This is a genomic window from Novosphingobium sp. Chol11, assembly GCF_945870625.1.
Classification (GTDB): Bacteria; Pseudomonadota; Alphaproteobacteria; order Sphingomonadales; family Sphingomonadaceae; genus Novosphingobium.
The window spans coordinates 20665-35348 of sequence record NZ_CAMBTS010000007.1 but is presented as its reverse complement, the minus strand read 5'-3'; the positions used below and the strand labels follow the sequence as shown (position 1 = coordinate 35348).

The 14684-nt window shown below is 62.9% G+C and carries 11 protein-coding genes and 1 tRNA gene; 11 read left to right on the top strand and 1 reads right to left on the bottom strand.

The features are described 5' to 3' along the window. Window positions 1-5 precede the first annotated feature (5 nt). The 11 genes from Q0O40_RS02395 (at window position 6) to Q0O40_RS02345 (ending at window position 13564) form a co-directional block, all read left to right on the top strand. Window positions 6-530, top strand: a complete 525-nt coding sequence (locus Q0O40_RS02395) for a 2'-5' RNA ligase family protein (protein ID WP_295525714.1) — start codon at window positions 6-8, stop codon at window positions 528-530. A gap of 76 nt (window positions 531-606) precedes the next feature. Beyond that, window positions 607-683 (top strand) — tRNA-Met (locus Q0O40_RS02390). A 177-nt stretch (window positions 684-860) separates the two neighbouring features. Next, on the top strand, window positions 861-2114 hold the full coding sequence (locus tag Q0O40_RS02385) for an integrase arm-type DNA-binding domain-containing protein (RefSeq protein WP_295525712.1): 1254 nt from the start codon (window positions 861-863) through the stop codon (window positions 2112-2114). A 389-nt stretch (window positions 2115-2503) separates the two neighbouring features. Then, complete coding sequence (locus tag Q0O40_RS02380; RefSeq protein WP_295525711.1) at window positions 2504-3385, top strand: alpha/beta fold hydrolase; 882 nt, start codon at window positions 2504-2506, stop codon at window positions 3383-3385. A gap of 191 nt (window positions 3386-3576) precedes the next feature. Next, complete coding sequence (locus tag Q0O40_RS02375) at window positions 3577-5319, top strand: methylmalonyl-CoA mutase family protein (RefSeq protein WP_295525710.1); 1743 nt, start codon at window positions 3577-3579, stop codon at window positions 5317-5319. A gap of 13 nt (window positions 5320-5332) precedes the next feature. Continuing rightward, window positions 5333-5764, top strand: a complete 432-nt coding sequence (locus tag Q0O40_RS02370) for a cobalamin-dependent protein (RefSeq protein ID WP_295525707.1) — start codon at window positions 5333-5335, stop codon at window positions 5762-5764. Next, window positions 5761-6738: a methylmalonyl Co-A mutase-associated GTPase MeaB gene (gene meaB / locus Q0O40_RS02365; protein WP_295525705.1), complete on the top strand. Its 978-nt coding sequence runs from the start codon at window positions 5761-5763 to the stop codon at window positions 6736-6738. The genes Q0O40_RS02370 and meaB overlap by 4 nt, the downstream gene beginning before the upstream one ends. 11 nt (window positions 6739-6749) lie before the next feature. Further along, the gene (locus Q0O40_RS02360) at window positions 6750-7520 is read left to right on the top strand and encodes an SDR family NAD(P)-dependent oxidoreductase (RefSeq protein WP_295525704.1); all 771 of its coding nucleotides are present in this window, start codon (window positions 6750-6752) and stop codon (window positions 7518-7520) included. Window positions 7521-7660: 140 nt separating this feature from the next. Next, a complete protein-coding gene (locus Q0O40_RS02355; protein ID WP_295525701.1) occupies window positions 7661-9787 on the top strand; it encodes a hydantoinase/oxoprolinase family protein in 2127 nt (708 codons plus the stop codon). 10 nt (window positions 9788-9797) lie between these two features. After that, window positions 9798-12092 carry a hydantoinase B/oxoprolinase family protein gene (locus Q0O40_RS02350; RefSeq protein WP_295525699.1) on the top strand — a complete coding sequence of 765 codons (2295 nt, stop codon included), beginning with the start codon at window positions 9798-9800 and terminating at the stop codon, window positions 12090-12092. Next, a complete protein-coding gene (locus tag Q0O40_RS02345; protein WP_295525697.1) occupies window positions 12089-13564 on the top strand; it encodes an aldehyde dehydrogenase family protein in 1476 nt (491 codons plus the stop codon). Before Q0O40_RS02350 ends, Q0O40_RS02345 begins: the two co-directional genes overlap by 4 nt. 66 nt (window positions 13565-13630) lie before the next feature. Here Q0O40_RS02345 and Q0O40_RS02340 read toward each other — a convergent pair whose 3' ends face one another. Continuing rightward, window positions 13631-14680, bottom strand: coding sequence for a zinc-binding dehydrogenase (locus tag Q0O40_RS02340; RefSeq protein WP_295525695.1), 1050 nt, complete (start codon window positions 14678-14680; stop codon window positions 13631-13633). Window positions 14681-14684 lie beyond the last annotated feature (4 nt).

The window sequence follows — 14684 nt, the reverse complement described above, 5'->3', positions numbered from 1 at the left end:
TGGGCATGGCCGCGCCGCTGATCGTCACCGGCGAACTGCCTGCCGCCTTGCAAACCCGCGCCGAAGCGCTGCGGCGCGCGCACTATCCGCCAGAGCGCAATGTCGTGGCGGCGCACGTCACGCTGTTTCACGCATTGCCGCCGTTTGTCGAGGAGGAGGCGCGCGCGCTGCTCGCCGCGCTGGCATCCGCCACACCGCCGCCCGAAGCGAGGCTGGCGCAAGTGATGGATCTGGGCACCGGCACCGCGTTCAGGATCGAAAGCGCCGAACTGCTGGATCTGCGCGACCGGATTGCCGAGCATTTTCACGGCATGCTCACCCAGCAGGACACGCCGCGCCTGCGCCTCCATGTCACTGTGCAAAACAAGGTGGAGCGTGCCGAAGCCCATGCGCTTCAGGCCGAACTTGCCCTTGGTTTCCGGCCCGAAAACTTCCGCTTCGCCGGGCTTGCGTTGCACCGCTATCTCGGCGGCCCATGGGAACCAGCCGGGCGCTGGAGCTTCAGGGGCAATACAAAGAGCCGCCGCTGAGGCTTGACCGCGCCGCACCCGCCGCCTAATGGGCCCTCTGCCTCACAGACTTCGTCGCGGGGCATTGCCCCCTTGGGGCGGAGTAGCTCAGCTGGTTAGAGCAGCGGAATCATAATCCGCGTGTCGGGGGTTCGAGTCCCTCCTCCGCTACCAATCCCCTTTCCGGAAGCTTCCAAACGCTTCCGGATTTTTCCAAAAAATCAAAGAAGAGCAGAGGTTTGCGGGTGATTCGGGTCCGCATGCGCCCGGTGCCTTCCACGTGCAGCCAAATTTGGTGTGGGGGTATTTTGGGGGTATTTTCGCGGAGTATCGGAAAGGAGCGATACCCCCATGCCTCTGACAGAGATTCAGGCCAAGAAATCCAAGCCCCGCGCGCAGGCATACAAGCTGGCTGACGGCGAGGGTCTTTTCCTGCTCGTGCAACCTAACGGATCGAAGCTTTGGCGGATGAAGTACCGCATTGGGGGCAAGGAGAAGTTGCTCTCCTTTGGCGCCTATCCAGCACTTAGTTTAGCTGCTGCTCGGGACAAGCGCACTGCAGCCAAGGCCTTGCTGTCGGAGGGGAAGGACCCAATGAGGTATAAGGACGATGGAAAAACCGAAGCGGCGACCACATTCGAGAAGGTTGCTGAGCGTTGGCATGCGAACCGCAAGTCCGCGCTCGACCCTGCGCACGCAGAACGTGTCTGGTCGAGACTGGAACGGGACGTCTTTCCGCTTCTCGGTGAAAGGCCCATTCGCGAGATAACTGCGCCGGAGGTCCTCGAGATGATCCGGAAAATCGAGGCACGAGGAGCGCTCGATATCAGCCGGCGTGCCAAGCAGGGTGTTGGTCAGGTTTTCCAGTTCGCGATTGCCTGCGGTTTGGCCACAAGCGATCCGACTGCACACTTGCGAGGCGCATTGAAGCCGAAGCCTCGGGTCAAGCATATGAGCCGCCTTCCGCTCAGCGAGCTGGCGACATTTTTGGAGAAACTGAAGGGCTACCAGGAAGAAGGGGAACGGCGTTCGGCGGTTACACGCGATGCAGTCCTCTTTGCCCTGCTGACATGGGTCCGAACGAAGGAGCTGCGCCTGGCAGTCAGATCAGAGTTCGAGGATCTCGATGGCAAGGAGCCGCTTTGGCGAATCCCAGCTAGCCGAATGAAGATGGGCCGCGAACATCTTGTTCCTCTCTCGGCTCAAGCGGCAACGATCGCAAAATCGATGATAGCTTCAGCGTCAGGGGAGTACATCTTTCCAGGTAGCACGCCGACAAAGCCGCTATCTGAAAATACGATGATCTACGCGCTGTATCGATTGGGCTATCACAGCCGCCAAACTGTGCATGGCTTTCGAGGTCTCGCCAGCACCTGGGCCAACGAACAACTGGTCGAGTTTGGGAAACCGCCGATGTGGATCAGGAAGTACCACGAGGATTGGGTTGAGTTGCAACTTGCCCACACGGAGAAGAACGAGGTGCGCAGTGCTTACAACGCAGCCGAGTACATGGTTCCCCGGCGCCGGATGATGCAGGACTGGGCGGAGTTTATCTTTAGTGGCAAGGTTGTTGATATACGAAAGGCGCGGCGGCGAGTTGCATGATCACGACAATGACGCGAGCAAGGCTGCCCGATCTAATCAGCCAACAAGCGATCGATACCCACGAAACTACCTTCGACAACGACGGAAGGAGGCTATAAATGGGATTAAGCTGTTAAAATATAAAAGAAAAATCTAGCGCTCGATCTGGAGCACTCCTTCAAGGTTCGCTTGTTTGCCTGCCTGACTTTTGCAAGCGCCCTTTTTTGACAGTTGGCATTTGGTAGTGGGGGCAAAAAGCGATCCCTGACTGCTGGATGTGCGGGAAGTGTGTTGTAAACTAAGTGGATTTATCGCATTTTCTGAGCAATTGGTGGTCAGCGCAATATGACCTACATCGGCGTCGGCAAGATGCCTCCACCTCTGTATATCTTGATTGAAGGCGGTCAAAAATGAACCACAATCCGCCCGGACTGACGGCTGAAGCCCCCCAGCAGCGGCAACGCCGAATCGTTTCGCGTGATCAACTCGTGCTGGTCGCTGATGATTTGGGGCCTCTGGACGCACCGGCGGTCATCTTGCTCCACGGTGGTGGACAGACCCGGCACAGCTGGGCGGGTGCAGCGCGTGCACTGGCGCAGCGCGGCTATCGGGTCATCAACTTTGATGCCCGTGGGCACGGGGAAAGCGATTGGTCCGCTGCCGGCGCCTATTCGCTTGATGACCGCGTCGCCGATCTCGAGGCGATTGTCACCCAGCTTGATCAGCCCTTTGCGCTGGTCGGGGCCTCGCTCGGCGGCGCGACGGCGATCCACGCGGTTGCGCATGCGATGCAGCCAGCCGCGGTGGTGCTGGTCGATATCGTGCCCCATCCGGAACTTGAGGGGATCAGCCGTATCGTCAATTTCATGCGCGCTCATCCTGATGGTTTTGCAACGCTCGACGATGCGGTCGATGCTGTGGCGGCCTATAATCCGGAGCGTCCGCGTCCGCGCGATCCGAACGGCTTGATGCGCAATCTGCGCCAGCGCGAGGATGGTCGGCTCTATTGGCACTGGGATCCCCGGATCGTCGCAGCTCGCCCGCAGGACCACCATGACGTGGTACGCAGGTCTGCGGCCACGTTGTCGCAGACCGGCTTGCCAGTGCTACTTGTTCGCGGCCTCAAGAGCGATGTCGTCAGCGACGCGGGGGTCGCCGCTTTCCGGGCCATTCTACCGGAACTTGAGGTGGCCGACGTCGGCGGCGCAGGGCATATGGTTGCTGGTGACCGCAACGATGCCTTCAACGGTGCGGTGATCGCCTTCCTCGAACGGCACATCCCGGTCGAGTAACGAGCGGCAAGCTGAATTTCGTTTAAAATCTATGGATTGGGTGTGCTCGCGCCTGGCCGGAGCTGGGCTGGCATGCGCCCTGCCGCACGCCATTCTCTGTGGCTATCTTTACAATCCAATTATTGGACCGTAGAAGCGGCGGCCAGATCGGTAACTGGATTGCGCGCAGCTGCGCGCGGTACGCTAGCCGCATGGTCACGCAGGCCGCGGGCATCTGCGGCAGGGTCGGAGATGGAATTGTGGGACAGGAAGCGCGCGTGAAGGCCGAAAGCGCCGAGGCCGTCGAGACCCCTTATGCGCTGTGGCAGCGCACCGTTGCCGCGCGCTATGCCGACCGCTCGTTCACCGCGCGCAATCGTTCAGGGGTGGAACTCGATCCGGTCTACGCGGGGCTCGATCGGCATGGCCAGCCCTCCGAAATGCCCGGACAATATCCCTATACTCGCGGCGTCTACCCGATCCACTACCAGTATCAGCCGTGGATGGACCTGCAGATCATCGGCTATGGCGTGCCCTCGCAGACGCGCGAGCGCATGGACCTGCTGCTGCAGGAGGGCGGAGCCAAGGGCTACTTCGACCGCGAGGCCTACAACTTCATTTTCGATATGCCGACCTCGATGGGCTACGATCCCGATCATCCGGGCGTGCGCGGCTCGATTGGCGATTGCGGCATCTCGGTTTGCAAGGCGAGCGACTATGAAGTCCTGCTCGCGGGCAAGAACCTTGAGAAGACCACCGTCTCGATGGTGCTAAATGCGGGCTCGCCCGGCATGCTGGCGCTCTATCTGGCGGCAGCCAAGCGGCGGGGTTTTGCACTCGATAAGCTGGGCGGCAATGTCACCAACTATATCTGGGATTTCTTCGGCCATAGCGGCGGCACCAACTTTTCGCCGCGCGGCAGCTATCGCCTGATTGCCGATATCGCGGCCTATTGTGCCGAGTACGTGCCCCTGTGGAATACGCTGACGATCAGCGAGCACAATATCTGCGAGGCAGGCGCGAACAACGTGCAGGCGGTCGCCTATTCCATCGCCGCCATCATCGCAGTGAACGAGGAATGCGTGAAATGCGGCATCGAGCCGGACAGCGTGGTGCCGCGCTTTGGTTTCCACGTGCGCTACGGTGAGAACTTCTTCGAGGAAATCGCCAAGACCCGTGCGCTGCGCCGCGTCTATGCCAAAATCAACCGCGAGCGTTTTGGCTGCAAGAAGAGCGGCTCGCTCCAGGCACGTATCCATGCGCAGACGGCGGGCTCCCTGCTTACCGCGCAGCAGCCACTCAACAACCTCGTGCGCAATGCCTACGGCGCCCTCGCGGCAGTGCTCTCGGGCGTCAACGGCATGACGATCAACGCCTACGACGAGGCGCTGGGGCTACCGACCGAAGAAGCCGTCACGCTCTCGCTGCGCACCAGCCAGATCATCGCCGAGGAAACCGGCGCGGTTCACGTTTCCGATCCGATGGGCGGCTCGTTTTATATCGAGAGCCTGACTGACGAGATCGAACGCCGCGTCTTCGAGATCATCGATGATATCGATGCACGGGGCGGCCTCATCGCCTGCATCGAATCCGGCTGGATCAAGCAGCAGGTTTCGGCCGCGGCCTACCAGTGGCGGCAGGAGATCGAGAGCGGCGCGCGCACGATGGTCGGCGTCAACAAGTACACCAATGACGAGCCCGAGCAGTTTGCGGTGTTCCAGCCCGATCCAGAAGCCGCACGCATGGCCATCGAGGATGTCGAACGTCACCGCCGCGAGCGCGACAACGCGCGCTGCACCGCTGCGCTGGAGGCGCTGCACGCCGCCGCCGTAGACGTGAACGAAGGCCGCGCCATAGGCTCGGTCATGGCAGCGCTCGTCGCCGCCGCCGATGCCGATGCCACGCTCGGCGAGATGCAGACCGTCCTCCACGCCGTGTTCGGACGCAACAAGTAAGGAACCGATGGCGATGCAAGATCCCGCAGCGAGGTCGCGAGTCCTCCTCACCAAGAGCTTTATCGACAGCCACGACCGCGCCATTGCGACCATCGCGCTCGCGCTGCGCGATGCGGCGATGGAAGTCGTATTGATCGACTACGAGCAGCCCGAGGATGTCGTTTCCGTCGCGCTGCAGGAAGACGTCGATGTTATCGGCGTGAGTTTTATGTCGGGCGGGCAGGTCGAGACGACCGAGAAGATTGTTGCCGAACTGGCGCGGCAGGGCGTTCCTGATCTGCCGATCGTGGTCGGGGGGATCATCCGCCCGTTCGACGTGCCGCCGCTGGAAGCCGTCGGCGTGCGCGAGATCTTCCGCGGCGGCGCGCCGATGGCGGATGTGGTCGCAACGTTCGAGCGCCTCTCGCGCGAATACCGGGGCCTGAGCCAAGGGGCGGAGGCTTGAGCGCAGCCCGCAAGGGGTTTGATGCTGCGACGCTCTTGACGGGCGTGCGCCGGAGCGATACCCTTGCGATCTCGCGCGCTATCACCGCGATCGAGAACGAGACGTCTGCTGGCTGCGAACTGGCGCTGGCAGTCGCAGATTCGCGTGGAGGCTGCCGCACCATCGGCGTCACTGGCCCTCCGGGCGCGGGCAAGTCCTCGCTGATCAATGCGCTGATGGCTGAGCTCCTCCCGCGCTTCGGGCGGATCGGTGTGCTCACGGTCGATCCTTCCAGCCCGGTCAGCGGCGGCGCTGTGCTGGGGGACCGGGTGCGCATGGCGGCCTACAGCGGTAACCCCAACGTCTTCATCCGCTCGCTCGCCAGTCGGGGGCATCTCGGCGGAGTCACACGGACCACCCGCAGCGTGATCGATCTCCTCGCGGCGGGCGGCATGGACCTTGTCATCGTCGAGACGGTCGGCACGGGGCAGTCTGAAGTCGAAGTGGCCGGGCTCACCGATCTCAAACTCGTTGTCTGCGCGCCGGGGCTTGGGGACGAGATGCAGGCGATCAAGGCGGGTGTGCTGGAAATCGCCGATCTGCTAGTGGTCAACAAAGCTGATTTGCCCGATGCAGAGCGCACGATGATGCACCTCAAGGCCATGCTCGGTTACCGTGGGCACGATGAACGCCGCGCCGCGCTCAAGGTTTCAAGCATGCGCGGGGAGGGGCTCACCGAACTCGCTGAGGCCATCGCCGCGCGGTTGGCCCAGTCCGTCGTCACTTCCACGCCCGAACGCAGAATGCACCCGCGCCTGCGCCTTGCCGAGGATGTGGCGGCCTTGGCTGCTGCGCTGGTGCGCGAAGGCGCAAACCCCGAGCTTGATGCGCTAGCCGAAGCGGCAGCAACTGGCGCATTGCCCCGGCACGACGCCGTCATGGCTGCACTGCGCGCCCTGGCCGAACGGGAAATCACCGTCGCACCCTTGCGTTGATGGAGAAGACTGTGACGACTGCACTATTTTCGCTGGATGGGCGTACTGCGCTCGTAACGGGCGCATCGAGCGGCATTGGCCGCGTACTGGCGCTGGGTCTGGCGGCGGCGGGAGCGCGAGTGGCCGCGCTCGCACGCCGGGCTGAACGGCTTCAAGATCTGGTGCAGGAGATCGAAGCGGCTGGCGGCAAGGCCGTTGCCGTGCAGGGCGACGTCACCGATCCTGCCAGCATCGAGGCTGCCTTCGATGCCGCTGAGGCTGCCTTCGGCACCGTCGACGTCGTCGTCAGCAATGCGGGTATTTCCAACGCACGCGGCTTTCTGAAGATCGATCCTGCTTCGCGCGACAGCGTGTTCGATACCAATTTCAAGGGCGTCTGGACCGTGGGGCAGACCGCAGCACGGCGCCTGGTCGCGGTTGGCAAGCCCGGGTCGATCATCAATGTCGCCTCGGTGCTGGGCTTGGGCGTGCAGCCGGGGCTGGCGAGCTACTGCTCCTCGAAGGGTGCTGTGCTACAGCTTACTCGCTCTATGGCGATCGACCTCATGCCCCACGGCATCCGTGTGAATGCGCTCGCCCCCGGCTGGTTCCGCACCGAGCTTAATGCCGAGATGTTCGACAGTCCCGCGGGGCAGGAGAAGATCGCGCGCATGCCCGCGATGCGGTTGGGCCAACTCGAAGAGCTGGTCGGGCCGGTGGTCATGTTGGCTAGCGAGGCGGGTTCCTTTGTCAACGGATCGGTTCTCATGGTCGATGGCGCTCTCGACGCGCTGGTGGCCTGATTGCGCTCATGAATAATTGCCGTGCGGGACTGGTTTGCCACCCACCGTGCGGCTTGACAGCAGTGCCAAAGCCGACTTAGAAAGTCATTGTTCAATTGTCGGACCAAAAAACTTTTGGGTAAAATCGAGGAGGCCGGATCGTGCGGTTTATTGTAGGCGTCGATATCGGCGGCACCTTCACCGATTGTGTTGCGCTGAAGGTGTCGGATGATAGCAGTGCGCCGGTCGTAAAGATCGGCAAGGCATCGTCGACCCCACCGGATTTCCAGACGGGATTTATCGGCTCGCTCCGCGCCGCAGCCGAAATGCATGGCGTGGCGATCGAGGAGATGCTGGCGAACGCGCAAGTCTATCATGGCTGCACCGTTGGCACGAATGCCCTAGTCGAGCACAAGACTGCGAAAGTTGGCCTGCTGGCGAGCCGTGGCCATACGGACACCATCTTTATCATGAAGGCCGGTAACCGGCTCAAATACCAACCGGCGATCGAGATCGCCCATGTTGCCAAACAGACCAAACCGGCGCCGCTGGTGCCCAAGTCGCTGTGCGAAGGGATCGATGAGCGGATCACGTTCGACGGCAAGGTGTTCGCGGCACTGAACGAAGATACCGCACGCGAGTCCATCCGGCGGATCGTGGATCAGGGTGTGGAGGCGATCGCCATCTCCCTGCTCTGGTCGTCCGTCAACGATACGCACGAGAAGCGGCTGCGCGAACTGGTGCATGAAATTGCGCCCGGAATGTTTGTCTCGATTTCGTCCGAGGTCAGCCCGCGCGTGGGTGAGTACGAGCGCACGATCGCGACGATCGTCAATTCTCTGATCGGACCGCCGATGCGCCTCTATCTCGAGGCGCTCGAGATCGACTTAAAGAAGCACGGCTATGCCGGATCCTTGCAGATCATGTCCTGCACTGGCGGTCTCATCGACGCTGACCATGCTCGTGAAGTTCCTGTGCTCACGGTCGGATCCGGCCCTGTTGCCGGTCTGATCGGCGCAGCCAGCCTTGCCAACGCCGCTGAAGTCGGTGGTGGACGAAACGTCATTACCGCCGACGTGGGCGGCACGACGCTCGATATCGGCACAATCTATGATGGCACGCCGGTTCGGCGGCCGACCGGGAGTTACGGCCAGTACGAGTATTTTGTGCCCACACTCGACGTCCGCTCGGTCGGTGCGGGCGGCGGGAGCATTATCCGCACCGAAGGGTCGGTGCTTAAGGTCGGCCCGCATAGCGCCGGTGCGCGGCCTGGCCCGGTCTGCTTCGGTCGCGGCGGCACCGAACCGACCGTGACCGACGCTGCTGTCGTTCTCGGCTATTTCGACCCGGCCTATTTCTTCGGCGGCAAGATCACGCTCGATGTTGCGGCGGCAGAGGCCGCACTGGCGCGTGTCGGCGCGCCGCTCGGGCTTGATGGCAAGCAGACTGCCGCCGCCGCGCTTCACATCATCGATAGCCAGATGGCTGACGCGATCTGGCTCACTCTGACGCAGCAGGGCCATGATCCGCGCGAGTTCTCGCTCTATGGCTTCGGCGGCGGGGGCGGGCTGCACAGCGCTGCAATCGCCCGTGAACTCGGCGCGCGTTCGGTCGTTATCCCGATGAGCAACCTCGCGGCGGGCTGGTCGGCCTTCGGCATTTCCGCATCGGAAGCGCTGGTCACCGAACAGACCGCGATGAGCCTTTCAAGCCCGTTCGATCCGAACGAGATCAACAAACGCTGGCCCATGCTGGAAGCGCGGGTTGCGGCCAAGCTCGCTAAACAGGGTGTTCCTGCCGAGGCCATCGAGTTCCATCGCTTCGCTGAAATGCGCTACCAACTCCAGATCAACCAGGTCGCCGTGCCCGCCGAAGCCGGGGTCTATGATGTCGCCACGGTCGAACGTTTGGTCGCGACCTTCGAGGCCGAATACGAACGCCTCTACGGCAAAGGTAGCGGCTTTGCCGGGGTCGGCTTCGGTCTCACCAGTCTGCAGGTGCATGGCACGGCCAAGCTATCGGGCCTGCGCCTCGGCGATGTGGTCCAGCAGGGCGGAGACACATCCGGCGATGCTGCCAAGAAATCGCGCGATGTGATCTGGTACGGGCGCGGCGGCAAGCCGGAGGCGACCTCCGTCTACAACGGCGCGAAGCTCGGTGTCGGGTTCTCTGCACCGGGCCCTGCCATCATCGAATTTCCCGATACGACTGTTGTCGTGCCGCACGGCTGTACCGCCAGGGTCGATCCGACCGGCAGCGTCGTCATTGATCTCAACGCCGGCGCCTGAGGAGACTACCATGCAGACCCAGCAAGCTCCGATCAACTGGAACGGCAAGACGCACAGCTATCGGCCCAAGCCCGATTGGGCGTCACGGATTTCACCGAGCCTGAAGCTCCACACCGACTATGACGAGAACCTCGATCCCGTCACGTTTGAGGTGATCCGGCAGAAGCTTTGGACGATCAACCTCGCACATGGCGACACGATTACCCGCATATCGGGCTCGCCGCTGCTCGCCTCGCTCGATTTCAACATGTCGATCCTCACCGAGGACGCAGAGGTCGTCGTCAACGCACCCTACGTGCAGTTCCTCAATGCCGGTGCGCCGCTCGGCATCCGCTACATTTTGGAAACGCACAGCGGTAAGCCCGGCATCGCCGAGGGCGATATCTGGTGCTGCAACGATCCCTGGATCGCGGCGTGCCATCAGATGGACGTAATGTTCACAGCGCCCATCTTTGTCGACGGGCAACTGTTCGGCTGGGTCGCCAACGCCGGTCACCAGTATGACCTCGGCGGCATCGTACCCGGTGGCTGGCCGCAGAACGCGGAGGACGTTTACGCCGATCCCGTCGTGCTGACTCCGTTTAAGATGGTCGAGAACGACGAGATCCGGCCCGAGATGGAAGCGCTCTATCTGCGCCAATCGCGCATGCCTGATCTGGTGGCGCTCGACTTGCGCGCGCAGATCGCTGGTGTCGTTCTCGCTCGCGATCAGATCATCGGCTTGTGCAAGCGCTACGGCGCGAAGACGGTCAAGGCCGCGATGCGCCACATGCTCGATCAGGCGCAGGAAAGCTTCCGACAGACCTTGCTCAAGGTGCCGGACGGGACCTGGACCGAGATCCGCTATCTCGATGAAGCCCTGCCGGGTCAGCGCACTACCCAGCGCACTCAACTCACGGTCACCAAGAAGGGCGACCGGATCACGATCAACAATGTCGGTACCGATGCCCAGACGCCGGGCACGAACGGCATTCCATTTACCTCGTTTTCCGGCAGCATCACCGGAATCATTTCCATTTCGATGCTCTATTCGCAGCTCTTTGCCTACGGCGGGTGCGAACGGCAGATCGATTATGACCTGACGCCGGGTCTGCTGATGTGCTGCGACTATCCGACGGCGGTCAGCGGCGGCATTCTCCAAGCCATTCCAATGATGAACGCGGTGCAATCGATCCTCTCGCGGATGATGGCCTGCAGCGATGATTTGCGGTCCGATCTCGTCGCGCCCTGCGGCGATTTCATGTTGCCAGTGCTGATCGGCTTCGACGATCGCGGCAAGTACTTCGGCCAGGCTATCCTCGATTCCTTCGGCTGCGGTTCGGGCGCGCGCTCGTTCGGCGATGGCGTGGATTCGAGCGGCCCCACTTTCAGCCCGCTCTCCATGGTACTCAATGTCGAGCAGATCGAGCAGTGGTTTCCGCTCCTGTTCCTCTACCGCAAGGAAGACGCCGATGGCGGCGGTCCGGGCGAATGGCGCGGCGGAAACGGCATGCGCTCGGCGATCACGCCCTATCGCGCCGCCTCGATGACGGTCGTCACCAATTCGGGCGGTCAGTGCATCTCGGCGCAGAACTGCGGCGGCCTGTTCGGCGGTTTGCCCGCACCGGCGAGCCATTACCTCGTCTACTACGCGACCGATTTGCTCGAACGCGCCGAGGCCCGCTCGGTTCCGGCGAGCATCTATGAACTGAAATCCGATTCCGTCGTGTCGCTGCGCGCAAAGTCCAACGGCGCGCCGCTCGATGCGGGCGATGTCATGGAAATCCGCACTGGCGGCGGCGGCGGCTATGGCGATCCGCTGGAACGCGATCCGGCGCGGGTCGCGCGCGACGTGTCGCTCGGCTACACCTCGCTCGCGGCGGCAACGGAGATCTATGGCGTGTCCCTTCGCGATGATGGCAGCGCCGATGCGGCGGGCACGGCTTCGCTCCGCGCCGAACTGCGCAGCCAGCGTGCAGCGTGGAAGGTCTCGGGCATCAACGATGCCTCGCCGCACACACCTGCTACCGGCGAGCCGCCCCGGCGGGTCCACGCCTATATCGCTGCGGTCGATCAAGACGGCGAGCGCGTCCTTGCCTGCGATCGCTGCGGCCACCGCTATTGCGGCTATGCGGGCGACTACAAGGCCGCTGCGCTGATGGAGGAAACCAAGGCGACGGCGATCCCCTCCAACGTCGATCCCGCGCATTTCTGCGACGAGCCTATCGTTCTGCGCCGTTTCGCTTGCCCGTCCTGTCTCGTGCAGGTGGGGGCAGATATTGTAAAGGCTGATGAACCGATCAAAGCGGAGATGATATTCGCATGAGCACGCCCGCACACCCCTTTCTCGATGGAAGGCCCAAACGCCTGCTGATTGGCGGCCAGTGGGTCGAGGCACTTTCGGGCCGCACTTTCGAAAGCGTCAACCCCGCCACCGGCGAAGTGATCGCACAGCTTGCCGAAGGCGGCGCGGAAGATATCGACCGTGCGGTCGCCGCTGCGCGCGCGGCCTTCGAGGGGCCGTGGAGCAAGTTCAAGCCGTTCGACCGGCAGGCGCTGATGCTCGCCATCGCCGACGCTGTAGAGAAGCATTTCGACGATCTCTGCGTGCTGGAGACGCTCGACATGGGCGCGCCGATCGCGCGCACCAGCACGTACAAGCGCTGGATCGTGCAGGCGCTGCGCTTCTATGGCGGACAGGCCGTAGCGCTGGCGGGCGAAACGCCGCACAACAGCTTCCCAGGCGACATGTTCAGCTACACGCTGCGCGCGCCCATCGGCGTGGTCGGCGGGATCATCCCGTGGAACGGGCCGCTGATCTCGCAGCTCTTTAGCATATGCCCCACATTGGCGACCGGCTGCACGCTTGTGCTCAAACCTGCCGAGGATGCCTCGCTCGGTGTGCTGCGATTTGCCGAAATCATGCAGGAGGCGGGACTGCCCGACGGCGTGATTAATGTCGTCACCGGCCTGGGCTCCACCGCAGGCGCCCGGCTGGCCGCACATCAGAACGTCGACAAGATCGCCTTCACTGGCTCCACTGCGACGGGCCGCCGCATCGTCGAGGCCTCGGCGGGCAACATGAAGCGCGTTGCGGTCGAGCTTGGTGGCAAGTCGCCCGATATCATCTTCGCTGATGCCGATCTCGAACGCGCTGTGCCGGGCGCAGGCATGGGCTGTTTCAACAACAGTGGCCAGATTTGTTACGCGGGCACGCGCTTGTTCGTGCAGCGGCCGATTTACGACGAGTTCGTTGAGCGCCTCGCCGCCTTCAGCAAGACCATCCGTGTGGGCAACACGCTTGATCCGCAGACTCAGCTCGGCCCGCTCGTCTCGGGCAAACAGCTTGCCACTGTCTCGAGCTACTTTGATCTCGCCCGCGCAGAAGGCGCGCAGGTCATGTCGGGCGGCGAGCGGCTTGTTGGCGACCTTGCGGCCGGCTTCTTCGTGCCGCCAACGGTGCTCGCGGGTATGCGAAATGACATGCGTACCGCGCAAGAGGAAATCTTCGGCCCTGTCGCCTCAGTCATCGCCTTCGACAGCGAGGAGGAGGTTGTCCGCCTCGCCAACGACACGCAGTATGGCCTCGGCGGCGCGGTCTGGACCCGCGATGTCGGCACCGCGCACCGCGTGGCGCGTGATGTGCGCTCTGGGATGATGTGGGTTAATTGCTATGGCACGACCGAAACCACGGTGCAGTCCGAGGGTTACCGCATGAGCGGCTACGGCGTGAAGGGCGGCCGCCGCCACGTCGAGGAATACCTCTACACCAAGACAGTGTGGATGAATCTGGCCTGAGGGCTGGCAATGGGCTCTTTGGCCTGATGGCCCGGCGGGTAAGCACCGCCGGGCCTTTTTGCGGGCTCAGTTCAGAAACACGCCCTTACCTGCCGCCTGCTTGTCGAACGCCTTGTAGGCCTCTTCGGCTTGGTCGAACCGCCAGCGGTCGGTGAACAGCTTGTCCACCTCCATCCCGTGATCAGCGATGAAACGGATGCAGTCCGCCAGCTTCGCGCTGTTGACCGTCCATGACCCGACGATTGTCAGCTGCTTACGGATCACGTCGATGCTGACATTGAGAGTCATCTCGCCGCCCTCGCCGACAAGGCAGACCGTACCCCAGCGCGCGGCGGATTTCACCGCCACCATGCGCCCTGCCTGCACGCCCGAAGTATCGAGCGCCTTGGTCACGCCCTTGCCGCCCGTCAGCGCCATCACCGCCTCGACCGCATCGGTCAAGCTCGCGTCAATCGCGTGCGTCGCGCCAAAGTCCTTCGCTGCCGCTGCCCGCTCGGGGCTGACATCGACTGCAATCACCCGCGCACCCATCGCCGAGGCGAACTGCGTGGCGGATAGCCCGACAGGCCCTTGGCCCACGATCACGATGGTATCGCGCGCCGAAAGGTCGAGCCGCAGCAGCGCGCCATAGGCCGTGCCCGTGCCGCAGCTGATTGCAGCGCCCGTCGAGAAGGAAACTTCTTCCGGGAGCGCAAACACTGTCTCGGCCGCCGCGCGCATATAGGGAGCATGGCCGCCGTGGCCCGTCACGCCATAGATCACCGCGGTGCGCTCGCACATCTGGGTCCAGCCGCTACGGCATTCGGCGCAAGTCATGCAGCCCTGATAGTGGTGCAGCGTTACCCGGTCGCCCACGCGGGCGATGCGCGGATCGACATCCTTGCCCACCGCTGCGATCACGCCGCACGGCTCGTGCCCTGCGATCACCGGCTCACCGCTGTCCTTGAGCCCGAGCGCCTTGAACGCCGCGCCCGCTGGCGGGCGATAGAGCTTGAGGTCGCTGCCGCACATTCCCGAAGCCTTGATTTCCAGCACTACTTCGCGCGGGGCCGGAGTGGGATCGGGAAACTCTATTAGGTCCAGCGTGCTGTCGCCGGTGAAAACGATTCCGCGCATGGGG